General features: G+C 73.0%; 21 protein-coding genes and 1 pseudogene. 8 read left to right on the top strand and 14 right to left on the bottom strand.

Features of this window, described 5'->3' with window-relative positions; all coding sequences use genetic code 11:
• Window positions 1–463 (bottom strand): TerC family protein (locus BBK14_RS32215; protein WP_420849208.1); only part of this gene is annotated, 463 nt, incomplete at its 3' end.
• 880 nt (window positions 464–1,343) lie between these two features.
• Between BBK14_RS32215 and BBK14_RS32210 the strand changes: the two genes are divergently transcribed.
• Window positions 1,344–1,763 (top strand): hypothetical protein, encoded by a 420-nt coding sequence (locus BBK14_RS32210; protein WP_071066905.1) that lies wholly within the window; start codon window positions 1,344–1,346, stop codon window positions 1,761–1,763.
• 122 nt (window positions 1,764–1,885) lie between these two features.
• Here the strand turns inward: BBK14_RS32210 and BBK14_RS32205 are convergent, their stop codons facing one another.
• The 4 genes from BBK14_RS32205 to BBK14_RS32190 all read right to left on the bottom strand — a co-directional run bounded on the left by BBK14_RS32205 (window position 1,886) and on the right by BBK14_RS32190 (window position 8,346).
• Window positions 1,886–2,530: a class I SAM-dependent DNA methyltransferase gene (locus BBK14_RS32205; RefSeq protein WP_071066904.1), complete on the bottom strand. Its 645-nt coding sequence runs from the start codon at window positions 2,528–2,530 to the stop codon at window positions 1,886–1,888.
• Window positions 2,531–2,819: 289 nt separating this feature from the next.
• The gene (locus BBK14_RS32200; protein WP_083391399.1) at window positions 2,820–4,964 is read right to left on the bottom strand and encodes a tetratricopeptide repeat protein; all 2,145 of its coding nucleotides are present in this window, start codon (window positions 4,962–4,964) and stop codon (window positions 2,820–2,822) included.
• Window positions 4,965–5,192: 228 nt separating this feature from the next.
• Entirely contained in the window at window positions 5,193–7,571 is a 2,379-nt protein-coding gene (locus BBK14_RS32195) for an FdhF/YdeP family oxidoreductase (RefSeq protein ID WP_241832023.1), read from the bottom strand.
• Between the two features lie 103 nt (window positions 7,572–7,674).
• Window positions 7,675–8,346: an enoyl-CoA hydratase-related protein gene (locus BBK14_RS32190; protein WP_071066902.1), complete on the bottom strand. Its 672-nt coding sequence runs from the start codon at window positions 8,344–8,346 to the stop codon at window positions 7,675–7,677.
• 956 nt (window positions 8,347–9,302) lie between these two features.
• Here BBK14_RS32190 and BBK14_RS32185 point away from each other — a divergent pair.
• From BBK14_RS32185 to BBK14_RS42550, 3 genes are all read left to right on the top strand, one after another.
• The gene (locus BBK14_RS32185; protein ID WP_071066901.1) at window positions 9,303–10,658 is read left to right on the top strand and encodes a DUF2889 domain-containing protein; all 1,356 of its coding nucleotides are present in this window, start codon (window positions 9,303–9,305) and stop codon (window positions 10,656–10,658) included.
• Window positions 10,659–10,794: 136 nt separating this feature from the next.
• Entirely contained in the window at window positions 10,795–11,430 is a 636-nt protein-coding gene (locus tag BBK14_RS32180) for a response regulator (protein ID WP_020460044.1), read from the top strand.
• 396 nt (window positions 11,431–11,826) lie between these two features.
• On the top strand, window positions 11,827–12,909 hold the full coding sequence (locus BBK14_RS42550; protein WP_071066900.1) for a protein kinase domain-containing protein: 1,083 nt from the start codon (window positions 11,827–11,829) through the stop codon (window positions 12,907–12,909).
• Window positions 12,910–12,939: 30 nt separating this feature from the next.
• Here BBK14_RS42550 and BBK14_RS32170 read toward each other — a convergent pair whose 3' ends face one another.
• Window positions 12,940–15,258, bottom strand: coding sequence for a HelD family protein (locus BBK14_RS32170; protein WP_241832022.1), 2,319 nt, complete (start codon window positions 15,256–15,258; stop codon window positions 12,940–12,942).
• Between the two features lie 104 nt (window positions 15,259–15,362).
• Window positions 15,363–16,094 (bottom strand): TetR/AcrR family transcriptional regulator, encoded by a 732-nt coding sequence (locus BBK14_RS32165; RefSeq protein ID WP_071066898.1) that lies wholly within the window; start codon window positions 16,092–16,094, stop codon window positions 15,363–15,365.
• A 548-nt stretch (window positions 16,095–16,642) separates the two neighbouring features.
• On the opposite strand from BBK14_RS32165, the gene BBK14_RS39240 reads away from it, so the two are divergent.
• On the top strand, window positions 16,643–16,807 hold the full coding sequence (locus tag BBK14_RS39240) for a hypothetical protein (RefSeq protein WP_020460040.1): 165 nt from the start codon (window positions 16,643–16,645) through the stop codon (window positions 16,805–16,807).
• A 107-nt stretch (window positions 16,808–16,914) separates the two neighbouring features.
• Here the strand turns inward: BBK14_RS39240 and BBK14_RS32160 are convergent, their stop codons facing one another.
• On the bottom strand, window positions 16,915–17,226 hold the full coding sequence (locus BBK14_RS32160; RefSeq protein ID WP_071066897.1) for a hypothetical protein: 312 nt from the start codon (window positions 17,224–17,226) through the stop codon (window positions 16,915–16,917).
• A gap of 453 nt (window positions 17,227–17,679) precedes the next feature.
• Between BBK14_RS32160 and BBK14_RS32155 the strand changes: the two genes are divergently transcribed.
• A complete protein-coding gene (locus BBK14_RS32155) occupies window positions 17,680–17,979 on the top strand; it encodes a Prokaryotic metallothionein (protein ID WP_235013981.1) in 300 nt (99 codons plus the stop codon).
• 142 nt (window positions 17,980–18,121) lie between these two features.
• Window positions 18,122–18,688, top strand: a complete 567-nt coding sequence (locus tag BBK14_RS32150) for a GNAT family N-acetyltransferase (RefSeq protein WP_241832021.1) — start codon at window positions 18,122–18,124, stop codon at window positions 18,686–18,688.
• A 22-nt stretch (window positions 18,689–18,710) separates the two neighbouring features.
• Here the strand turns inward: BBK14_RS32150 and BBK14_RS32145 are convergent, their stop codons facing one another.
• The 4 genes from BBK14_RS32145 to BBK14_RS32130 form a co-directional block, all read right to left on the bottom strand.
• On the bottom strand, window positions 18,711–19,145 hold the full coding sequence (locus tag BBK14_RS32145) for a CBS domain-containing protein (RefSeq protein ID WP_071066896.1): 435 nt from the start codon (window positions 19,143–19,145) through the stop codon (window positions 18,711–18,713).
• A gap of 154 nt (window positions 19,146–19,299) precedes the next feature.
• Complete coding sequence (locus tag BBK14_RS32140; RefSeq protein WP_071066895.1) at window positions 19,300–20,397, bottom strand: cation diffusion facilitator family transporter; 1,098 nt, start codon at window positions 20,395–20,397, stop codon at window positions 19,300–19,302.
• Window positions 20,394–20,810 (bottom strand): ArsR/SmtB family transcription factor, encoded by a 417-nt coding sequence (locus tag BBK14_RS32135; protein WP_071066894.1) that lies wholly within the window; start codon window positions 20,808–20,810, stop codon window positions 20,394–20,396. The genes BBK14_RS32140 and BBK14_RS32135 overlap by 4 nt, the downstream gene beginning before the upstream one ends.
• Window positions 20,811–20,917: 107 nt before the next feature.
• Entirely contained in the window at window positions 20,918–21,511 is a 594-nt protein-coding gene (locus tag BBK14_RS32130; protein WP_071066893.1) for an alpha/beta hydrolase, read from the bottom strand.
• A 177-nt stretch (window positions 21,512–21,688) separates the two neighbouring features.
• On the opposite strand from BBK14_RS32130, the gene BBK14_RS41510 reads away from it, so the two are divergent.
• On the top strand, window positions 21,689–21,823 hold the full coding sequence (locus BBK14_RS41510; protein WP_255565694.1) for a hypothetical protein: 135 nt from the start codon (window positions 21,689–21,691) through the stop codon (window positions 21,821–21,823).
• On the opposite strand, the gene bfr is transcribed toward BBK14_RS41510, so the two are convergent.
• The gene (gene bfr / locus BBK14_RS32125; protein ID WP_071066892.1) at window positions 21,820–22,293 is read right to left on the bottom strand and encodes a bacterioferritin; all 474 of its coding nucleotides are present in this window, start codon (window positions 22,291–22,293) and stop codon (window positions 21,820–21,822) included. The genes BBK14_RS41510 and bfr overlap by 4 nt on opposite strands.
• A 349-nt stretch (window positions 22,294–22,642) precedes the next feature.
• Window positions 22,643–23,079, bottom strand: a pseudogene (locus BBK14_RS32120) (response regulator).
• Window positions 23,080–23,087: the final 8 nt, after the last annotated feature.

Genomic DNA, 23,087 nt, shown 5'->3' with positions numbered 1-23,087 from the left:
AGCTGCCCTCTTCCTCCTTGAGGATCTTGTAGGTGCTGTAGAAGAGGACCGCCGCGAAGGCGAACAGCACCGCGGTGAACCGGCTGACCACGGCCACTCCGGCAGCCAGAAAGATGCCTCGGAACACCAGCGCGCCCATGACGCCGAAGAACAGCACGCGGTGCTGGTAGGCCCGCGGCACCTTGAAGTAGGCAAAGATCAGCGCGAAGACGAACAGGTTGTCGACCGACAGGCTCTTCTCCAGCAGCCASGCAGTGGTGTACTCCACCCCCGGCGTCACGCCCAGAACCAGGAAGACGACCGCCCCGAAGACGAGGCCGAGRCYGACCCACACCCCGCTCCAGGCGGCAGCTTCCTTGAACCCGATGACATGCGCCTCCCGGTGCGCCAGCAGATCCACGGCCAGCGACACGACCACGGTGACGGCGAACGCCACCCACAGCCAGAACGGCACATCAAGCACGGAAGACCCCTCACGAGGGCGGAGTGAAAGCCTGCTCCCTGAAAAGTCTGACCCCGCAGTTCCGGCTTGTCGCCCGCACCCACGCGATGGACGCCCCAGACCTCGGCTGCCGTCCATCGATGCAGGGGCAAGAGCGTCTGTGCCGGCGCGGCGCTGACAGTCCTCCTCCGGAGGATGCTTGCTGAGCAGGGCCTGGCCTGCCGGTCGACCGCGGTTCGCCGGGGCGACCAGGCGGTCCGGCTTGACCTGGAGTGCGGCCAACGCCTGGCGGAGCCGGCCGACGACACTGCCCGGACCGGGGCCGGGTCGGCAGCCGCCGTACCAGGGGGATGACCGGAATACGACCGGAAGCCGCTATAGCGATCAAGGGACGGCGCTGTTCGTCGACGATGAGGGGATCCCGGTAGTCCTGGCGGAAGAACCAACGTCAACGCGGGTCAACGGCCCTGCCACGGTGGCCTACATCCGCGAAACCGCTGGTCAGACGCGCCCGCGCCTTGACCGGAACGCGCATCGGGATCTACTACACGGACCTGAGTCCCGGGCCTACGGAGGGGCTGTGGAGCAGCCTTCTCGCCACACACCCGTCCCGGCTCGCAGCCCCCGCCGGCGACACGACACGACGGTTCGCCGTCGGGTGTTCCCGCTCTGCCGGGGGTCTCCTACGCTGCACCTGGCGCGTCGACGAGGACCGCCCGTTGCCGCGCCCCAGGGCCGGGAACGTCCCTCCACGCGGGACGTTCCCGGCCTTTCCTCGTCCCCGGGTTACAGCCCCCACCCCGCGACCACCACCCCGGCGAGGGGTTCCGGCCTCGCCGAGAAGACAACGAATGCGCTGGTCGGCGCGGACAGGGCGGCGGAGCAGAACGGCCGTTTCACCGTGCTGAAGGAGGCCGTCGACCGGATCGGAGACGACACCGACCGCCTGGATGTCGCCGGTCTGGCCGACACCATCCCGGCCGCGCTCGCCGTCTGTCGCACCGCGGGTCTGCCCGCCGACCCGGTTGAAGCGACCGACGCCCAGGCGGACGCGGCGGCGGGATGCGCCGCGGCGGCACGAACCCGGGACCAGTTCGCTATCACCGACTACCGGTCGCTCGTATTCGCGACCACACTGCGTATCGAGGGGGCCATGGGTTTGTTGACCGCGGCGAGCGAAGCGGACAGCCGCTACCAGCCCCTCGTCGAGGGGATCGAACCAGTCCAGCAGGACCTGCAGACCCTCGCGTTCGATCAGCTGCGCACCGACGGCCCCAATCTGCTCACCGCCTGCGACCGCCAGGGATTGCCGCACAAGTAGAGACGAGGCCGTCCAGAGACTTGCCGGGGTGCAAGTCGAGGACGTCGACCGCACGGCGGACGGTCAACCCGTTCGTCGGCAGCGTCGACGACTGGATGTCGCTGGCACCCGCTGGTGCCCTCCTACAGGCAGCGGGCCAGCAGCTGTGCCTGCCGGCCTCGTTCTTCATCCGTCGGTGCTCGCACCAGCCGGGCTACCTCGACAAGGCCTGCCTGCCTCACCAACCCGGCGAGGTGATCGGGCGGCCAGCGGTAGGCGCCTGTCACCCGATGGTCGTAGGCGTGCACCCCGGCCGCGGACTCGTCTGTGGCCAGGAAGCCGAGGAGCAGGTGGCCGCCGGGCGCCAGGACACGGTGGACCTCAGCGAGGACGGCGGGGATGTCGGCGGGCGGGGTGTGGATGAGCGAGTAGCGGCAGAGGGCACCGCTGACCGCGCGGTCCGGCAGGTCCAACGCGGTCAGCGTGCCCACCTCGAACCGCAACCCTGGATGAGAGCTTCGAGCCAAGGCGACCATCTCCGGCGACAGGTCCACACCGAACACGTCCAGCCCCAACCTGTGCAGGTAGGCCGTCGCATAGCCAGGCCCACAGCCAAGGTCAGCGACCGGGCCCGCGAGATCGCGCACGACGTCGGCGAACGCGGACAGCAGCGCACGCTCCAGCGGCTGGCGATCGAGCACGTCAGCGAAACGCTCGGCATACACCTCGGCCACACCGTCGTACGCCGCCGCGACGGTCGCCAGATAGCTCGGGGCAGACTCGGCCATGGCCGATCATCATAGGGGTGGGCCACACGATCATCGGCCCTGCCGACCAACGCGACCGGAACCCTGCCACCTACCGGGGCCGGTCACAACAGCACTCACGTGACATCAGACATGCATTTCGTTCCTTAAATGATGTTGAAATGGATACGGCGGGACCGTCACCTCTCCGGACCCCACGACACGGCCGCACCAGCCACGCCAATAACCACGTACGCCCGTCCCCCAGCGCACCATCCACCTGTTCCTACGTCGAAGGTTCGCCCCTGTGCAGCAGGACGCGCGGCCGGACTCAGCCACCCGACCACAGCGCGCGGATGTCCTCCCGGTGGCCCTGGGCCCACCGGGTGACCCAGGCGCGCGGGCCCGCTGGAGGGTCGTCGTGCCATCCGACGACGTCCCAGCCGATGACTTCGGTGAACAGGTCGCGGCCGGCGTCGGCTGCGCCGAGAGCGGCCAGGTCGAGTGCGAGGTGCAGCGCCGCGTACAGGGTCAGCGGATGCTCGTCGCCGAGGCGCGCCCGTGCGCCGGCCAGTGCGCGGGTGTGCAGGTCGCGGGCGTACGCGCAGCGGCCGAGGCCACGCAGCGCGACGCCGAGCACCGCCGCGGTCCACACGGTGTCCGGGTGGGCGGCACCGGACGTCCGGCCGCGGCGGGCGAGCGTCTCCGCGAGCAGGCCGTGGGCCGCGGTGTACTTCCCCAGCCGGGTCAGGGCGTGGCCGAGACTGTGCGCCGAGCGCAGGGTGTCGCGGTCGTCCGGGCCGAGCTCCGCCCGCTGCCGGGCGACGGTGTCGTGCAGCAGGCGGGCGGACTCGTCGTGATCGCCGCTCTCTCCGAGCGCACGCGCGAGGTTCCAGGCCGAGTGGAGGGTGTCGCGGTGCTGCCCGCCGAGCACTCGGACCCGGCGGGCATGGACGTCACCCAGCAGCGCCCGCGCGGAGTCGGGGTCGGCGGACCCGTCCACGCGGATCGACGCCTCCAGGTCGGCGGCGGCGAGCGTGTCCGGGTGATCCGGGCCCAGCTGACCGCACCAGCGGATCCGTGCCCGGTGAGCGAGCCGTTCGCCCGCCTCGTATCCGGCGGAGGCGGCCAGATAGCGGGCGGTGCGCAGCACCAGCCGGCGGTGGTCCGGGCACTCCTCGTCGATCCACGTGGTGAGCGTGCGGACGTGCGGGTCGAGCGTGGCGAGTGCCGGCCAGGATGCCGGGTCCGTGGGGTCGGGACCGGCGTGGTGCGCACAGACCAGCAGCCGCTGGGCGCCGAGCAGGGCCGCCGCCCGCCGGTCTCCGGCCAGCCGGCCGCGCACCAGGGCCTGGACGTGCCCGTGCACGCGGATCGTTGTCCCGTTCCAGTCGGCCAGCCCGAGGCGGTCGAGCCGGCCCGCCGCGGCGGCGGTGCCGGCCGGCGCCCGGGTGAGCGCCAGGGGCTCCACGGCAAGGAAAGCCATCTGTTCAAGGAGACCGGCCGCGGCAGGATCGGCCCCGTCGAGTCGCGCATGGCCCGCCGCGACAGCCGCGGCGACCGGATCGGCCGGCGAGGCCGCACCCGGATCGGAGCCGGGCGCGGCGCCGGCCGAGGTGCCGGGAGCCGCGCGGCCCGGCCCGCGTGGGATCTCCGGGCCCGGGAGCCGCGAATCAGCCCCCCGCCCGAGCAGGGCCAGGTAGTCGGCGACCGGCTGGCCGGTCGTCGCCAGGTGGCGGCCGGCCAGCGCGACCGCGAAGGGGACGTCCGCCAGCACACAGGCAAGCGCCTCCGCGGCCGGCGGGCTGATCCCGCGGTGGTGCTGCCGCAGTAGCAGGACCGACTCGTCCCGGCTGAGGTCGCCGACCTCGATCAACACCGGCGCGAGCCTGGCCACTGCCGGTCCGCGGCTCGTTACGAGCATCCGGCCGCTGTCCGGCGGTGCCACGGCGGCCAGGTCGCGGGGATCACCGACGCCGTCGTAGATGAGCAGCCAGTCCGTGCGCTGGCCGAGCTCGGCCCACAGACGGCGCAGCACGGCGGCGCGGGGGCCGGCCGCCGGCGGGGCGATGGCGGCGGCGAGCTGGGTCAGGCAGGACTCGGCGCGTTCGGGAGTGTCCGCGTCCACCCACCACACCAGGCCGTAGTCGCCGGCGTGCTGATGCGCGTACTCGACAGCGAGCCGCGACGCGCCCATCCCACCCGCCCCGCGCGCGGACACCAGCCCGACGCTGTGCCCCCGGCCGACGTCACGTCCCTGACCTGCGTTGCGCCCCCGGCCGAAGTCGTGTCCCCGGCCAGCTCCTGGCGGGCGCAGTTCGCGGTGAAGGCGCTGGAGCAGCGCGTCGCGGCCCACGAAGAACGGGTCGCGGCGCGGGACGTTCCATTCGGCCGGCTGCCAGTCGCCCGTGGCACGGGTCGCGGGGAGCCTGGGACGGACACCCTCGCGCGGGTCCGGTCGGCCGCCGGTCAGCACCCGCGTCACCTCGGATTTGCTCAGCAGTCAGGTCGGTGTAACCCGCGTCGATCCCCCGCGGGACGAACCCGTCGACCGGATCCCCATCTTCACCGACAGTCGGTGCTGTCAGCCGCGTCCGCGCCCGGCCAGGTGGGGGTGGCGGCATCGCCGCAGGCCAGGGGCGTGCCACCGGCTCCCGCCGCCGCCACCTCGGTGGGGATCCGCGCCGGGCGCCCGCGGGCCGCGTCACTGTTCCGGGTGGACGTCCAGCCGGATCAGGATGGACTTCGACGTCGGGGTGTTGCTGCGCTTGGCGGTGCTGTCGAGGGGCACCAGGACGTTGGTCTCCGGGAAGTAGGCGGCGGCGCAGCCGCGGGCGGTGGGATACGAGACCACCCGGAAGTCGGGGGCGCGGCGCTGCACGCCGTCGGTCCAGACCCCGATCAGGTCGACCCGGGCGCCGTCGGCGATGCCGAGCTCGGCCAGGTCGTCCGGGCTTACCAGCACGACCCGGCGGCCGTGGCGGACCCCGCGGTAGCGGTCGTCCAGACCGTAGACAGTGGTGTTGTACTGATCATGGGAGCGGATCGTCTGCAGAAGCAGGTGGCCGGGGGGCGTCGGCCGGATCTCGCAGGTGTTCACGGTGAACGCGGCCCGCCCGCTCGGCGTCGGGAAGGTCCGGCTGTCGCGGGGCGGGTGCGGGAGCAGGAAGCCGCCGGGCTCGTCGAGGCGGGCCTCGTAGTCGGCGAACCCGGGGACCACGTTCGCGATGTGCGCGCGTACCCGCCGGTAGTCCTCGGCCAGCGCCGCCCAGTCGACCGTCGGCGCGGCGGCCGTGGCCGTGGCCGTGGCCGTGCGGTCGAGGGTCGCCGCGGCCAGGCCACAGATGATCGCGATCTCGGAGCGCAGCTCGGGCCCGGCCGGGGCCAGCCGGCCGCGGGAGGCGTGGACGGAGCCCATCGAGTCCTCGACGCTGACCCGCTGCGGGCCGCCGGCCTGGACGTCCAGCTCGGTGCGGCCGAGTGTGGGCAGGATGAGGGCGCGCTCGCCGGTGATGGCGTGCGAGCGGTTGAGCGCGGTGGAGACCTGCACGGTGAGCCGGCACCGGCGGATCGCGTCCTCGGTGACGGCCGAGTCCGGCGTCGCGGCGACGAAGTTGCCGCCCATCGCGACGAACACCTTCACCCGGCCGTCGCGCATGGCCCGGATGGTGTCGACGACGTCCAGGCCGTGGTGGCGGGGCGGCGCGAAGCCGAACTCGGCGCCGAGGGCGTCCAGGAACGCGTCGGGCATCCGTTCCCAGATGCCCATCGTCCGGTCGCCCTGGACGTTGGAGTGGCCGCGCACCGGGCAGACCCCCGCGCCGGGACGGCCGATGTTGCCCCGCAGCAGCAGGAAGTTCACCACTTCCCGGATCGTCGCTACGGCGTCCGGGTGCTGGGTCAGTCCCATCGCCCAGCAGACGATCATCTTGTCGGCGGCGAGGACCCGCCCGGCGAGCTCGTCGATCTCATCTGGGCGTAGACCGGTGGCGGTGGCGACGTCGCCGGGGGTCAGGTGGGCGCGTACGTGCGCCGCGAACTCCTCGAACCCGGTCGTGTGCCCGGCGATGAAGGCCTGGTCGAGGACGGTGCCGGGGCTGGCCTCCTCGGCGGCGAGCAGCCGGGCGGACAGCGCCTGGAACAGGGCCATGTCCCCACCGAGGCGGATCTGCAGGAACTGGTCGGCGAGCGCGGTGCCCCGGCCGAGCACCCCGGAGACCCGCTGCGGGTTACGGAACCGCATCAGCGCCGCCTCGGGCAGCGGGTTGACCGCCACGACGCTGCCACCGGCCCGCTTCAGCCGCTCCAGCGACGTCAGCATCCGCGGATGGTTCGTGCCCGGATTCTGCCCGACGACGAGCACCAGGTCCGCCGTCTCCAGGTCCTCCAGGGTGACGGAGCCCTTGCCGACCCCGATCGTCTCGGTCAGCGCGGCACCCGACGACTCGTGGCACATGTTCGAGCAGTCCGGAAGATTGTTCGTGCCGAACGCCCGGGCGAAGAGCTGGTAAAGGAAAGCGGCCTCGTTGCTCGTCCGCCCCGAGGTGTAGAAGGCGGCCTCGTCCGGGTTTTCCAGGCCGGTCAGCTCGTCCGCGACGATCCGGAACGCCTCGTCCCAGCCGACGGGGGCGTAATGGTCGCTGCCCGCGGCCTTGTACACGGGGTTGATGAGCCGGCCCTGCTCACCGAGCCAGTGCCCGGAGCGGGTGGCGAGGTCGGTCAGGCTGTGCGCGGCGAAGAACTCCGGTGCCACCCGGGCCCGGGTGGCCTCCTGCGCGACGGCCTTCGCGCCGTTCTCGCAGAACTCGGCGCGTGAACGGTCGTCCGGCCGCGGGTCGGGCCAGGCGCAGCCGGGGCAGTCGTAACCGTCGTCCTGGTTGAGCAGCCGCAGGGTCTGCACGGAACGGCGCACGCCCATCAGCTCCCGGCAGCGCGCCAGCGCGTGTGCCACGCCGGGAACACCGGCGGCGGACGTCGCCGGTTCACCGATCCTCAGCTCACCGGCACTCAGCTCACCAGTGCGCGGCTCACCAGTGCGCGGCTCACCGGTGCTCGGTTCGCCGGTCCTCAGCTCGGGGTCCATAGCGGTCCGTCCGTCGTCGGGAAGCTCGCTGGTCGGGCGGCCGTCCGTCCGTCCGTCCGTCCGACGCTACGCGCGGCGCGCGCGAACGGGGAGGTCCGCCGCGTCAGCCGAGGGGACGCTCCCGGTCGCGCAGGGCGTCCAGGACGGGGGCGTACATCCGTGCCTTGATGGTGCCCAGGGTGGTCCCCGCCCGGCCGGCCTGGGCTCGCGCGATCTCCACGCCGGTGCCGCGTACCTCCTCCTCCGCCACCGCGCGGTCGACGACGGCGGCGGCGCAGGCGTCGCGGCCGCCGTAGCGGCGGGCCGTGGTCATCGCCTCGTGCGCGGTCTGCGGGCTCAGCCGGGCCTGGATCAGCGCGGACATCGCCGCGGTGAAGGGGATGTCGATGTCGGCCTCGGGCAGGCACCAGTAGCCGCGGTCGGCCCGCATCACCCGGAAGTCGTGCGCCAGGGAGAACATCGCGCCCGCGGCGAACGTGTGCCCCTGCAGCGCGGCCACGGTGACCACCGGCAGGGCCAGCATCCGGGCCAGCAGTTCGTGGACGCTGACCGCGTACTCCTGCTGCCGGTCGGCGTTCGCGAGCAGCCAGTCCAGATCCAGCCCGTTGGAGAAGTACTTCCCGGTCGCCGCGGTCACCAGGGCCCTGGGCCCGGTCGCCTTCTCCACCTCGTCCAGTGCCGTGTCGACGGAGGCGATCCAGTCCGGGTGGAAACGGTTCTCCCCGTCGCCGATGTCGAGGACGAACACGTCGTCGTGGCGGTCGAGCGTGGGCACGGCGGCTCCTTCTGGGCGGGCGGCGGACCGGGCTGGTGGGACTGACTCGGCGGGACCGGGCTGGCGGGGGTTCGGCCGCTGGCGTTGACCAGGCCGATGACCACCTGCCCCGCAACGGTTCCCGGTACCCGCACCACTTCGACCCACAGCCGGATCACTCTGTCGCGCATGCGACCCCGATGCACTGTTCCTGATGCAGCGCGTCAGAAGAAATGTCCGTATCGACCCGAAGGTCAACAAAGGTCACGTTGACGGGTGGGGGCATCCGGCAGGAATCGCCGAGCGGGAACCGGCGACCGCAGTGACAGCCGACGATCTCAAGGCCGGCGAGACCCGACCATCGAGCAGGCGACCGAGCAGGGCCAGCCCGCGGTGAAGACAACGGCACGCTCGACGCCACGTTCACCGAGTTCGGGCAGCCGGTCACGGCCTCCGCCCCCACCGACGTCTTCGGGATCCCGCGAGCCGCCTCCTGATCCGGTTCCACCCGCTCTCCGGCGACGCCCGCCGGGTGCGCGCTTCCGCGCGCCCGGCGGGCGTCACGCGTCCGCGGTCGACCGTGACCGCCGCCACGGCGGTCCTCCGCCCGGTTTTTCGAATACAACCGGGATCAATAAGAAACAGAAAACGGCAACGACGAACACTGGTTCGCTGTTATCTCGAACACAGCCCATCCGGGAATCCCCGGGCGACAGTCCGACCACGGCACGACCGGCCGGGCATCCAAGCGGCGCAGGTCACACATTCGGACGAGCTATGTGAAAAGGCCATCACCCACGAGGGAGGTGATTTGCCGGCGGCCCGCCATATCGTGGGAAGCCAAGTAACCCGCGGGAACCGCGGCTACCGTGCTGCGGCCATTGGCCACGGCCAGCGGGAGCCACGGCAAGTGGGAGCCGCGGGCGCGTGCACCGAGGAGCGGGTGCGCGCACGACAGCAGTGATCGGAGTACGCGCATGGCGCACGGTCAGACGGCCCCCGTCGCCGTCCAGGCATCCCCGACCCAGGTGCCCCGCCAGGCCCCCGGCCGGACCGGTCCCCGCAGTCCGCACACCGGCCGGCCCCGGTCCGGCGAGGATGCCCGCCGCTCCGGCACCGGCGGCCCCCGCACCGGCCAGCCGCTCCCCGGCGCCGACACGGCCGTCGGCCAGTGGCCGGGGACCACCGGCTCGGCGCAGGGCACACCGCCGCGCCGCCCCGGCTCCGTCCGGCGGACGACCTCGATCATGATGGAGCGCCCGGACGGCCTCACCGGCCCGCTGCACCTCACCGGTGTCGGCCGTGACCTGCTGACCACCGCCACGGGCGAGGTGGAGGTCCTCGGCGAGGCGCGGCTGCGTGTCGTCCTCGACTACATGGCCGCGCCCGGCCCCGTCCTCGAGATCGAGTCCGAGCCTGCCGTTCCCGGCCTCGCGAGCCTGGTCGGCGCCTCGGCGCGGGCCGGCTTCCGCGGCGCCGCCCGGCAGATCCTCGCGGCCGCCGACGCCGACGCCGCCGGCGCAGAAGGCGACGCGGCCGACACCGACAGCGGCGTGGCCGACAGCAACGGCGACGGAGCTGGTGGGGCGTCCACCACCCGGCGCTCGCTACTCGAGCAGCTCCTCGACGACGTGCCCGTGGCGACCCTGGTGTCGGGCTCCGCGCTCGGGCGCAACGGCATCTTCCGCGACGACCCCTCGCGGCACGCCGGCGCGGAGGCCGGCGGCAACCCGATGCTCGACGTCTGCGCCGGCTGGCAGCGGGAGGGGCTGCTCGCCCGCGTCTCCGCCGAGCGCAGCGCCGACCCCGAGGCCCCGGTGCGGACGACCATGGTCGTGGCCGGCGACCTCGCGGTTGACGAGGACCCGCTCGGGTGGCATCCGCTGCCGCCGATGGGCACCCATGCCATGCGCCGCCTGCGCCGCATCGACCTCGTCCCGATCGGCGGCGAGCCCGCCGGCGCCGGACCCGCCCGTACCGGGGCCGCGGACGGGGCCGCCGCCTTCCGGGCCGACGTATTCTTCCGCGACACCTACCGGGAGGCGTCCGGCGCCGAGGTCGTCGTGCACGAGTACGGGATCGACGCCACGGTCGACCAGTCGGCCCGCGTCGTGCGCTCGATGGGGCGGGCCGGGGTCCTGCCGGGCCCCGAGTGCCCCCAGGCACTGGCCAGCGCCGAGCGCATCGTGGGGCTCGGCGCCGCGGACCTGCGCCGCACCGTCTCGCGCACCTTCACCGGGACGACCACGTGCACGCACCTCAACGACACCCTGCGCTCCCTGGGCGATCTCCCCGACCTGATCGAGCGGCTCCGCTCGGCCACCGCCCGCTGAGGATGGCCGACCGGTCGCCGTCATCGGGCCTTCCGCGCCGGGCATCAGGGACAAAAGTCCTGCACCCGGAGTCCGTACCGGCCGACCTCCCGTCCGGGAGGCCGCGGCGCGTCTCCCCGCGGGTACCTTGACGATCATGACTGGTGTTCGCGTCTTCCTGCTGGACGATCATGAGATCGTCCGCCGGGGCATCCGGGAGATGCTGGAGGACTCCGGGGACATCGAGGTCGTCGGCGAGGCGTCGACCGCGGCGTCCGCGCTGCGGCGCATCCCGGCCGCCCGTCCGGACGTCGCGGTGCTCGACGCCCGGCTGCCGGACGGAAGCGGGATCGAGGTGTGCCGGGAGATCCGCTCGGCGCAGCCCGCCGTGGGCTGCCTCATCCTGACCTCCTATGACGACGACGACGCGCTCTTCGCCGCGATCATGGCGGGGGCCTCGGGGTATCTGCTGAAGCAGATCCGGGGCAACGACCTGGTCGGGGCGATCCGCACGATCGCCGCCGGGCGCTCGCTGCTCGATCCCGCCGTCACCCAGAAGGTGCTGGCCCGGCTGCGCGACGAGCCCGCCGAGGACGAGCAGCTCGCCGCGCTCGGCAGCCGCGAGCGCCAGATCCTCCGGCTGATCGCCGAGGGCATGACGAACCGCCAGATCGCGGGCTGCGTCCACCTGTCGGAGAAGACGGTGAAGAACTACGTGTCGGCGATCCTCGGCAAGCTCGGCCTGACCAGCCGCACGCAGGCCGCCGTGTTCGCGGCCCGACTCAAGAGCTGACGGCGGCCTGGCCGCTGACACACGGGGCCGGTGGGCGGCACTCCGTCAGCTGCGCGTAAGTGCCTCCCGCCAGTGCCAGGCGGGCGAGGTGCCATCGCCGCGCGGCTGCCCCAGGTAGAGGGCGGAGGCACCGGCCACGGGGGCGGGCGGGAAGTGCCGGACCGGCCCTGGAGCGGTTTTCGAAACATTCCCGAGCAGGTGCCCGCGGACGTCCGCACCTCGCTTCGGACGTCCCGCCCGATCGGTCCATCGCCACCACCATCGGACCGCCACCGCGCCCGGACTGTCCGGTTGCCGACAGTGCGGGCCCTGGCACGCAACCAGGCGTGATTACTCCGCATCATGACTGACGGAACGGCGCGCGGCCCGGCGTGCCGGCCAACCGCCGGAGGGCCCATGGACGCGTGCCGCAGCGCCGAGGAGCCAGTCACCGCTCCCGGCGGCCAGCCCGCCGCCGGCCCGCTGCGGCCTGACGATCCCTCCGAGCTGGGGCACTACCGCGTTCTCGGGCGGCTCGGCGAAGGCGGGGTGGGCACCGTCTTCCTCGGCGCCGCCGACCTTGAGCGGGTGGCCGTCAGCGTGGCCGCGGCGCTGACCGCCATCCACGGCGCCGGCCTGGTCCACCGTGATCTCAAGCCGGCGAACGTCCTGCTGTCGTCCCTGGGGCCGCGCGTCATCGACTTCGGGATAGCCCACGCGGCGGACATCACGCACGTCACCCGGGACTCGATCGTCGGAACGCCGGCGTTCATGGCTCCCGAGCAGGCCCTGGCCCAGCCGGTGTCCGGCGCGGCCGACGTGTGGGCCTGGGCCGGCCTGGTCGCCTTCGCCGGAACCGGCCGGTTGCCGTTCGGGGACGGCCCGCCCGAGGCGCAGATCTTCCGGATCGTCCACGGCGACCCGAACCTCGACGGGCTCGACCCGGCGCTGGGCACCGTCGTCCGGCGGGCGATGAGCCGCCAGCCCACGGACCGCCCCACCGCGCAGGACCTACTGCAGCAGCTGGTCACCCTCGGCGTCGAGGTCCCGGCTTCGGCGACATCCGCACTCGCGCTCCCCGCGGCGGCCGGCGGTACGCCGCCCCAGGGTCGGGCGCCCGCGAGCGACCCGATCCCGCCCACCAGCCCAGCCGGCCCGTCCAGCTCACCCAGCTCACCCAGCGCGGCCCGGCGGACGCGCCCGGAGCACCGGCCGTCCGGACGCATGCTCGACGACCGGCCCGCGGGCTCCGTCATCGGGATGCACCCCGCCGCGGGCAGCGAGGTGAGCCGGGACGCGGCGATCGAGCTCGACGTGTCCGACGGGCCGGGGCACACCACCGTCCCCGACCTCGTCGGGCGGTCGGAGGTGGACGCCCGCTCCGGGCTGTACAGCGCCGGCCTGGTGATGGTCATCCAGGAGAACAGCGGGCCGTCGTCATCGCCCAGCTGCCGCGGGCGGGCCTCGTCACCCGGGGGGCGACCGTCACGATCACCGTGAGCCAGCCCCGGTCGAACGGCGACTCGCAGGTCACGCAGACCCCGGAGCCACCTCCAGTCCCCTGACCAGCGCGGGATCCGGGCGGCCCGCTCCCCCGGGCCGGGGTACCCGCGGGAACGGGCCGCCCTGATCCGCGAGAGCGCTCGGGAGCTCACCCGTGTGGATCACTGCCAGGGAGGTCACCGCCCGGGTCAGCACCACGTAGAGCCGGCGCAGCCCCTGGACGGAGCCCGGCCCGGAGCCGGCGACGGACGCCGGGTCGACGAGGACCACATGGTCGAACTCGAGTCCCTTCGCGAGCGACGCGGGCACGACAGTCACCGGCCGGGACGCCCGCCCTTCCGGCACGGGCTTGTCGGTGAGCGAAGCGCCCTCGGTGGGCTCGGCGTCGCCGGTGAGCACAGCCTCGCCCGCGGGCTCGGCGTCCACGGTGAGGGCGGCGTCCTCCGTAAGAGCGGCGTCGTCGGTGAGGGCGGTGGCGGGCAGGCCCGCCGCGCGCAGCGACGCCGTCAGGCCGCCGACAGCCTCGTCAGGGGCGATCACCGCCACCGAACCGCCGCGGCCCAGCCCGGCACGGACCTGGCGCGCAGCCTCGCCGGCCAGGTCGTCCAGCGGGGCGGCGATCACCCGCAGCGCACCCGGGACGGCGCGGGTCGACGACGCGGGAGGCAGATCCGGCGCGATGCTCGGGAGCAGACGGTCGGCGAACGAGAGGATCTCGGCCGGTACCCGGTGGCCCCGGGTCAGCACCTCCAGCCGCGCGGCGGGCTTACCGAAGTGGGCAAGCGCCTGCTCCCAGGAGCGCGCGGCCCAGGCGGTGGTGCCCTGGGCCAGATCCCCGAGGACGGTGAGCGAGCCGGTGGCGCAGCGGCGTCCGACGGCCCGGCACTGCATGGCCGAGAGGTCCTGGGCCTCGTCGACGATGACGTGCCCGAACGCCGGCACGCCGTCGATCAGGTCCAGTGCCTCGTCCAGGCAGAACAGGTCGGCGGGCGACCAGCGGACGGCCCGCCGCGACGTCGGCCGGTCGGCCAGCAGCAGGCGCTGCTCGGGCGCGGAGAGCACGCCGTCGGCGGCGTGGGCGAGCAGGGCGGGGTCGGTGAACAGCCGGTGGATCAGCCCGGCCGCGTCGGTGCGCGGCCAGACGGCGTCGACCGCCGCCCGGACGGACCGGGTGCGGGCGAGGCGCTCCACCGCGGAGTCGGCCGGCAGGTGCCCCCGCTCCTCGGCGCGGCGGACCACCGCGGCGGCGATCCGCCGGGCGAGCAGGTCCCGGGCCACGCGATGGCGGTGGCCGCCAGCCTGGATGCCGGCGGCCAGGCCGGCGATCTCGTCGCCGCTCACCGTCCACCGACCGAGCGAGCTCGTGATCAGGGCAGCCGGCGGGGAGGCGCCGGGCCGGGTGGCGCCGAGCGCCCGGCGGATCACCACGGCCATCCGGGCATCGCCCTTGATCTCGGCCACCGGCTCCGGGTCGGTTCCGCGAGCCGTCGCGACGTCCACGAGGGCGGCGAGACTACGGTGGGTGACAGTGAACTCGCCGAGCGCGGGCAGGACCGCGCCGATGTAACGCAGGAAGGCCCGGTTCGGCCCGACGACGAGCACCCCGGCGCGGCTGAGCCGCTCCCGGTAGGCGAACAGCAGGTAGGCGGCCCGGTGCAGGCCGACCGCCGTCTTGCCGGTGCCCGGCGCGCCCTGGACACAGACACTCACCTCGAGATCGGCCCGGACGATCTCGTCCTGCTCCGGCTGGATCGTCGCGACGATGTCACGCATGGGCCCCGAACGGGGCCGCGCGATCTCGCGGGCGAGCAGGTCGCCTCCGGCCGGCCCGCCGGCCCGTGACGCGCCCGCCGGGCCGGGCGACGGTTCGACGAGTGGCTCCTCCTCGAACGCGGTGAGCTCGGGGCCGTCGAACCCGAACCGGCGCCGCGCCACGAGCCCCATCACGTCGCCCCGATGGGCGCGGTAGTACGGACGGGCGATGTCGGTGCGCCAGTCGACGACCAGCGGATCATCGCCGGCGGCCTCCCGCACATGGCGCCGTCCCAGGTGGACGCGCCGACCCGGCGCGGCGGCGGCGCCCGCGGCGTAGTCGATCCGTCCGAAGAACAACGGCGCCCCGCTCGCGGGGTCGCTCAGCGCCTCGAGGCGCCGCCGCCGCGCCGCTTTCAGGGACGCGTTCGTCACCTTGTCAGCGACGGGGTCGCCTTCGGCGATCTCCGTCGCCTCGGCCTCGTGCCGCATCCGGACCAGCGCCGCGCGGGCGCGGTCCAGGTGACGGCGCTCGGCGGCGAGCTCCGCCGACCACGGATCCACCGACCGGGCGTCCGCTGGCCGGAGATCCACGGACCGGGGATCCTCATCGCGCCCCTCGGCCGCGCCGTCGCCCATGCCGACCCCTCCACTTTACGAAGTCAATAACTTGACCGAGTAAAGCAGATCGAAACCGCTCACCCGGCCCCGGGCACCGTCCGACCCTGAAGATCCGTCCGATCGGGGAAGTCCGCCCGGTCCGCACGATCCGCCCGGTCCGGGAGATCCACGAGTCCCGGGAGGTTCGCGAGTCCGGCGAGCGCGCCGAACGCCCGGCGGGCCGCCGCCTCGGCGTCGGGCAGGACGTCCACCGCGGCCGCGCCGGCGTCGAGGCGGCGCCAGTTCTCTCGGGCCAGCACCCGTTGCACGGTGAGGACCGCCGCCGCGGCGAGCCGCGCGTCCACCTGGGCGGCGGGCGAGCCGGCCGCCTCGGCGAACGCGTCCGCCAGGGCGTCCTCGTCGGCGGCGGTGTACTGGGCCATCCGGCCCAGCAGGCTCGGGGTCGAGAAGACCAGGCGATGGTAAGCGAGCACCTCGGGCGCGTCGCACAGCCCGGTGACCGGTTCGTGCTGTCGCAGGCCCGCGAGGAAATGAGCCTCGAGAGCGGCGAGCGGCGACTGGCCGGCCGACCGCGCCCGCACCACCCGGGCCGCTTCACCACGGTGGTCGAGCACGCGGTGGAGGACGAGGTCCTCCTTGGCCGGGAAGTAGCTGAACAGCGTCGGTTTCGACACCTCGGCGGCCGCGGCCACCTCGGCGACGGAGACGCGCTCGAAGCCCCGTTCCAGGAACAGCGAGACGGCGGCGGCGGACAGCGCGTCGCGGGTGCGCTGCTTCTTGCGGTCCCGCAGGCCGAGTGGCTCGGTCATCGCCGCCGCCTACCCGCTCCGCTCCCCCACGAGCCGTCGAAGGGCCTCCGGGGCGCGACTGTGCCGCCGGGCCGCCGGGCGTCCGGCGGTTCGCTCGGGTGCGATCTCGTACTTCACGACATGCACAGTAAGGCGCGCCGGCGCCGGACCGTCACGACCCCGACGGGCCCGGGTGCGACCAGGACCCGCCGGCCGGCGCGCCGGTGTCCGCTACCAGGCGTCAAGAGCGGCCCGGAAGGGAAAGAAGATGGGACAGGCACGCGGACCACCAGGCGTCACAGCCAGTTCCCCGGCGGCCCGCTGCACCGCTCCGGCGGCTCCGGCGGCAGGCGTCCCGCACTGCCGGCGGGCCGACGACGCAATAAAGGGGGACGGGATGACGCGACAGCGCCGATCACGCCCACCTGGGGCGGAGATCGCCGCACCGGGGACAGATCGTCACTTATCGCATCCGGGCCAGGCCCGAAGTTAACACGAAGGAAGCCTGGATTTAATTTCTGTTGAATCGCCGTGTGCAATTCTGCAGTATGCAGACAGGTGGTGCTCCCGTGGTCGATATCGTTAAGATAGCAGCGTCGATCGACGATATCCCCACCGTTGAGGAAACAGACGCGATGCTGGAGGAGCTGCGCAGGCTCCCACGCACCATGGAGACGATCAGGTTGATGGATGACCTGCTGGAGCTCCGATCGCTACTCGGCGCGACGTGCTGAGAACGCGCGCCGAGTAGCGTCGGAGGGCTTGGCGGCGCACCGCTGGACGCACTGTTCAACTGTGGTGCGCCGACATTCCGGCCTGGCCGGTCAGCAGGAGGGTGTTACTAGGCGCCGAAACCCTGCTGGCCCTGCTGGCCCTGGTTGCCCTGCTGGCCGCCACCGAAGCGCTCGCCGGCCTGACCCTGGCCGCCGCCGACACCGGCCAGCTCACGCAGGCGGTTCTCGACGTAACGCTCGCTGTGGTGCGTCTTGTCCGCGATCCGGGCGACGAGGTCATTGATGTCGGTCGCGGAGTCGAGGTCCGCCGCGCTGACCTGACCGAACTGGTCAAGGAGGCGGTAGCGGAGCTGCCGCCAGTTCTGACGGAGCTGCTGCTCCACCTGCTGGCGCTGCTGCTGCTGCTCCTGCTGGCTCATTTTCTGATCCCTTTCTCAGTGGTCATTTACTGGCGCGCACCGAGGTGCGGGGCGAACGCTACCGCAGCGACTTCGGGCAGCGTCAAACCCACGCCGGAATCCGAATGTGTGCGGCCAGTCCGGGGCCACCACGGCGGAAACAGCCCGCCGGGCGCATAAACGGTGCCCAGGGTTCAGCACGAGGCCGACCGATGAATACCGGCTCGCCGGCCATCATTTCGCCGTTTCCCGCCGAAGCGGATGGCGTCGCGGCCCGACGCCACGCGCTCGCCGCTCGCATCACCGGCGAACCGCCGACCCGGCCGCGGCGGAGTGCCGCGATCGCGCCGGTTCGCCCAGGGACCGCCGGGGGCGAGAACGTGCGATCAGGAGCGCACCGAAAGTAGCGTCGGGACGTCCTGACGCAAGGAGGCTGTCATGCGTGCGTGCGACACCTGCGGAAACGATTACTGGATGTCCTTCGAGATCCGGGTCGTCAGCGGTGAGACGTACACCTTCGACTCGTTCGAGTGCGCGGTGCAGAAGCTCGCCCCGCGCTGTGAGCACTGCGACTGCCGGGTGATCGGGCACGGCGTGGAGGTCTCCGGGCGTTTCTTCTGCTGTGCGCACTGCGCACGCCAGGCGGGCGGAATGGGCCGTGAGATCCGCGACGCCGTCGGAGCGCACCCCGACGGATCGGCGGCCGGGGCGGGAGACGGTGCGCACCGGCGACGGGTCGGCCAGGCGACGGCGGGCGAGCGGTCGGATGGGTGACAAACACCCTGGAGCGCCTGTTTTCCGCAGGTGAACTGGATGGGTGACCGGACCCACCACGCAATCAGAACGCTGGCATCCGGAACGGCGGAAACGAGAACGGCGGAAACCGGAACGGCGCCGGCTCGTACGCCGGAGCCGCGTGCGAGCCTGCCCGCCACCGGGGCCGCGAATCCGCCTGCTGCGCCCCGGCGAGCAGGCCATCGTCGACGAGGTGTTCGCCGGGCTCTCACCGAGAAGCCGTTACCTGCGTTTCCACGCGCCGCTGGGCGCCCTTCCGGCAGCGCACCGCCGCGCCCTCGTGGACGTCGACGGCCGTGACCACATCGCGCTCGTCGCGGTGGAACGCCGTCCGCTGGGAATCGCGCGGCTGATCCGCACCGGACCGGCCGAGGCCGAGGTGTCGGTCGCGGTCGTCGACGACGCCCACCGCAACGGGGTGGCCCGTCGGCTGCTCGCCGAGCTCGAACGTCGCGCGTGTGCGGCCGGTGTCCGCGAGCTGCACGCCAACGTGCTCGCCGAGAACACCGCCGCGCTGGCGCTGTTCCGGGCGAGCTTCGCGCAGGGCCCGTGCGTGGTGGAGGGCGATGTGCTGCGCCTGACGTGCCTGCCGGGCCGCCGTGCGCGGTGGCCGGCCCGGCCGGGCCGGCCGGGCCGGCCGGCCCGGCGCCGCCGTGGCAGGCGCCGGGCGACGCCTGCCACGGGCTGACGCCGGACGGGACCGGTCGGGATCAGGTGACCCGGTCCGCCGGGCCGCTCTTGATCGCCTCGACGAGAGCACCGAGCTTCTCACCGGAGAGGTTCCTGGCCAGGTCCGCCTCGCTGATCATCCCGACGAGCCGCTTGTTGTCGATGACCGGCATCCGCATCACCCGGTGCTCCATCATCTCGTTCAGGACGGTGTCGAGGTCGGCGTCCGCCCGGACGAACAGCGGCTTGCCCTTCCCGAGGTCACCGGCCCGGGTCGACGCCGGGTCCCGGCCCTCCGCCACACAGTTGATCACGATGTCGCGGTYGGTGATGATGCCACCGAGGCGGTCGTCGGCGCCGCAGATCGGCAGCGCGCCGACGCCGAGGTCGCGCATCATGCGGGCCGCGCTGGCCAGTGACTCGTCCGCGCCGACGCACTTCGCGTCGCCGTGCATGATGTCCCGAGCGGTCGTCATGGCTGTTTCCCCTTCGTCGTCATGCCTGCTGGGAGCCGTCCCGCGGCTTCCGGGGAAGCCGCGATCCGACTCGACATGACATACCCACCGCGACTGGGTGCACACGATCAGTCCACGATGGCGACGGTGCGCCAGGGAGGCGGGGCGCCGGGAATCAGTGGCGGTGCGCCGGGGCCAGCTGGTGCACGGTCACCCTGCGCACGTCGCACGGGTCGCCGCCGGCGGGCGAGCACGGCTCGCACTCCGTCTCGACGGTGGCGTGCACGACGCCGTGCTTCTCCGCCAGCACCGCCTTGACCCGGTCGGAGACCGCCCGCGCCTCCTCGAGTGTCGGATGGCCGGCCACCTCGACATGGGCGCTCGCCGCGGCGACCCGGTCGGACAGGCCCCACACGTGCACGTCGTGCACCCCGGTCACGCCCTCCACGGCAAGGACGTCCGCCTGCACTGCCGCCAGGTCCAGCCCGGCGGGGGTCGCCTCGAGCAGCACCCGGGACGACTCGGCCAGCAGGCGCACGCCCTGGATCCCGATCAGTGCCGCCACAACCAGGGAGAGCACCGGGTCGAGCCAGTACCAGCCGCTGGTGAGCCAGATGACGAGCCCGGCGCCGGCCACCGCGACCGACACCAGCGCGTCGCCGGCCAGGTGGGTGACCGCCGCCCTGGTGTTGAGATCACCGTGCCGTTCGTGGACGAAGAGCGCGCTGACCCCGTTGCCGACGGCCGCGGCGATCGCCACGATCAGGACGACCAGGCCGTCGACCGGCTCGGGGTGGGCGAGCCGCCCGGCGGCCTCGACGCAGACCAGGGTGGTCACGACCAGCACGCTCGCCGCGTTCGCCTGGGCGGCGAGCACCGGCCAGCGCAGCCCGCCGAAGGTCCGGGTGGCGGACGGCGCCTGCCTCGCGAGCCGGATCGCCATCAGCGCGAACGCGACGCCCGCCGCGTCCACGAGGTTGTGCGCGGCGTCGGCGAGCAGGGCGACCGACCCGACGAGCAGCCCGGCCGCGGCCTGGCCGACGACGATCGCGACGTTCAGGCCCGTCGCGAACGCCAGCCTGCGGTGCTGGGAGTCGAAGCCGCGCGGAGCGGACCGACCCGCCGCGTGCTCGTGCCCGCCCGGCGCGCCGGGCCCGCCGTGGGCGTGGGTGTGGCCGGAGTCGTGGCCGTGGACGGGCCGGGTCTGCGGCGGGACGAGACCCTGACCGTTGTCGTGCCCGTGGTCGCCGTGGCGGCCTTCGGGGGTGTTCACCGGTCCACCAGGTCGGTGAGGTCGCGCGCGGCGACGCTCCCACCAGTGGGCACGAACCGGGCCGGCTGCTCCCCCGCAGGCGCGACGAGATCGCCGCCGGGCTCCCCGTGGGCGTGGTCGGGGTCGACCGCGAGCACCACGCTGAGCAGGTCGTCCAACGCGTGCGCGAGGGCGTCGTCGGCGAGCTCGTAGCGCAGGCGCCGGCCCTCGGAGACGGCCACCACCAGCCCACAGCCCCGCAGACAGGCGAGGTGGTTGGAGAGATTCGTCCGGCTCACCGAGAGGACCTCGGCGAGCTCCGTCGGGTAGGACGGGCCCCTGCGCAGCACGAGTAGCAGGCGTGCCCTGGTGGGATCGGACAGAGCGTGCCCGAACCTGGCCAGGACCTCACCGTGCACCACAAGCTTCACCATAGACTGAACAGTACAGCGACCGCTGACGTCAGTCGAGCCTGAACAATTGACACAGCCCGAACGGTCGACACAGCCACCTGGCGCCCGCCGGGCAGCGGGCGCGAGCCTCAGCCGGCGATCAGGTCCTCGAGGAAGAGCAGCACCCGGGCCGGGACACTGCGCCGGCCCGGCCCCGCCAGCACGGCGTGCCCACCGGGGACCACGGTCAGCTCGGTCCGGGCGGCCGTCCGGGTGGTCATCCGCACCAGCTGCAACGGGCTGATCGGGTCGTCCCGGCCGTGGATGAGCAGGATGGGGAGATCGGGCAGCACCCGCGGCGGCGGGTCGCCGACAGGTATGCCGGCGACCGGCACGTGCAGCAGCGGCAGCCCGAGCAGGACGAGCCCGTCGGGGCGCACGGCGGGTGAGCCGGYCATCGCCAGTGCGGCCAGCGCGCCCGAGTCCGAGCCGAGGAGGACGAAGGGGAGTCCGGGGCGGCGCACCTCGCCGACGGCGTGCGCCACGTTCCCGCTGGCGGGAACGACCGCGGCGGCGTAACCGTCGAGCGCCAGCCGCCGGGCGAGCCACTCGTAGGGCTCGCGGCTCTCGCCCCGCCCCATGAGTATCGCGACGGCCACCCGGACCGGCTCGGCGAGGAGGTCGTCACCCGGGACGGCGTCGTAGTCCGCGAGCGGGGGGCTGATCGTTGTCGAGGGCGTCATGGCGCCGTGGTCTCCTTCTCTGGCGCTCCGTTGCGCCGTCACGGCCCGCGGCGGGGGATACGCGAGGCTCGTGCCGCCGGCGTCACCGGCGCCGCGGCCCCGGGCCCACATGAGTCACGGCGGGGCCAGGAACCCCGGCAGACTATCTCCCGCGCCGGGGTAGCGGCGGAGGCCGGGGTGTCCGCCGAGCGACACCGCCAGGCGACACCACCGAACCGCACCGCCCACGGCGGGCCCTCCGCCGATCCCGGGGCGCGGCGCCCCGGGATCGGCGCGACCGGCGCCAGCAAGCCGTCGCCGATCCCCGACTAGCTCTCGTGGATCTGCTGCGTGAGGTAGTTCGTCGCGCCGAGCTGGGCGATCAGCGTGAGCTGGGCGTCCAGCCAGTCGATGTGCTCCTCCTCGGAGACGAGGATCTTCTCCAGCAGCACCGCCGAGCCCACGTCCTTCTTCGACCGGCACAGCGCGATTCCGTCACGCAGAAGGCTGACCGCCTCGTCCTCCTGCGCCACGTCGGTCTCCAGCTGCTCCTGCACGGTCTCGCCGATCCGCAGGGTGTGCAGCCGCTGCAGGTTGGGTAGGCCGTCCAGATAGAGAACGCGCTCAATCAGCGCATCGGCGTGTCGCATCTCGTCAATGGACTCGTGGTAGAAGTAGTCCGACAGTCGGCGATATCCCCAGTTACGCTGCATCCGCGAATGCAGGAAGTACTGGTTGATGGCCGTCAGCTCGTTCGTCAGCACCTTGTTCAACAGGTCGATGATGTCCTTGTCGCCACGCACCGTCTACATCTCTCCTCAGTCGTCTTCGACGCGCCCACAGGCCGCGGGGGTGCAGCCCTTCCGGACGAACGGCCACGGTCACCGGGACCTCCGGCACCGTTCCGGCACGTCCGCGCCGGTCCGTCCTGGGCGGCGTCGCGACGCAAGGTACCCGGACCGTCGCCGGACACCCTGGCCACCGCCACCGGTGGCCGCCGCCACCGGATTGGGCCGGCGCGCCGCAAATTCGCCCAGGAAACAGGAAATCACAGTGGAGCCCGGCGCGCATACCGGTAAGAGCGCCGCGAACCTCACATCGACGCCTATTTAGGCTAGCCTGTCCTCAGTTAGGGAAGGCTTCGCTGACGCGTCACCGGCGAGGCAGCCGCACCAGACCGAGATAGAAGTCGTCGATCCGATGAATCACCTCGGTGAAGGCCTCGAAGTCCACGGGTTTCGAGACGTAGGCGTTCGCGTGCAGCGTGTAGCTGTACAGCACGTCGTCCGGCGCCTCCGAGGTTGTCAGCACAACCACCGGGATGGACAGCAGCCGCGGGTCCGCCTTCAAAGCGCTGAGAACCTCCCGGCCGTCCATCCGCGGCATGTTGAGGTCCAGCAGGGGATGAGGTCGGGCCGAGGGTTCGCGGGGTCCCGCAGGTAGGCCATCGCCTCCACGCCGTCGACGGCCACGTGGAGCTCGTGGTTGACACCGCGGTCGGTCAGCGCCTCCTCAACCATCAGCGTGTCGCCGGGGTCGTCCTCCACCAGCAGGATGTTGAACGCGCGAACAGCGGCGGCAGCGGTCACGAACGGCC

It is taken from the genome of Parafrankia soli, assembly GCF_001854695.1.
Classification (GTDB): Bacteria; Actinomycetota; Actinomycetes; order Frankiales; family Frankiaceae; genus Parafrankia; species Parafrankia soli.
This window is presented reverse-complemented; position numbering and strand designations above follow the sequence as displayed.

Excerpts from the sequence above, each read along its gene's own strand:
- BBK14_RS32205 (WP_071066904.1), bottom strand. The coding sequence starts at position 2,530 with ATGGCCGAGTCTGCCCCGAGCTATCTGGCGACCGTCGCGGCGGCGTAC.
- BBK14_RS32195 (WP_241832023.1), bottom strand. The coding sequence starts at position 7,571 with ATGGACCCCGAGCTGAGGACCGGCGAACCGAGCACCGGTGAGCCGCGC.
- BBK14_RS32185 (WP_071066901.1), top strand. The coding sequence starts at position 9,303 with ATGGCGCACGGTCAGACGGCCCCCGTCGCCGTCCAGGCATCCCCGACC.
- BBK14_RS32180 (WP_020460044.1), top strand. The coding sequence starts at position 10,795 with ATGACTGGTGTTCGCGTCTTCCTGCTGGACGATCATGAGATCGTCCGC.
- BBK14_RS42550 (WP_071066900.1), top strand. The coding sequence starts at position 11,827 with ATGGACGCGTGCCGCAGCGCCGAGGAGCCAGTCACCGCTCCCGGCGGC.
- BBK14_RS32165 (WP_071066898.1), bottom strand. The coding sequence starts at position 16,094 with ATGACCGAGCCACTCGGCCTGCGGGACCGCAAGAAGCAGCGCACCCGC.
- BBK14_RS32160 (WP_071066897.1), bottom strand. The coding sequence starts at position 17,226 with ATGAGCCAGCAGGAGCAGCAGCAGCAGCGCCAGCAGGTGGAGCAGCAG.
- BBK14_RS32155 (WP_235013981.1), top strand. The coding sequence starts at position 17,680 with ATGTCCTTCGAGATCCGGGTCGTCAGCGGTGAGACGTACACCTTCGAC.
- BBK14_RS32135 (WP_071066894.1), bottom strand. The coding sequence starts at position 20,810 with ATGGTGAAGCTTGTGGTGCACGGTGAGGTCCTGGCCAGGTTCGGGCAC.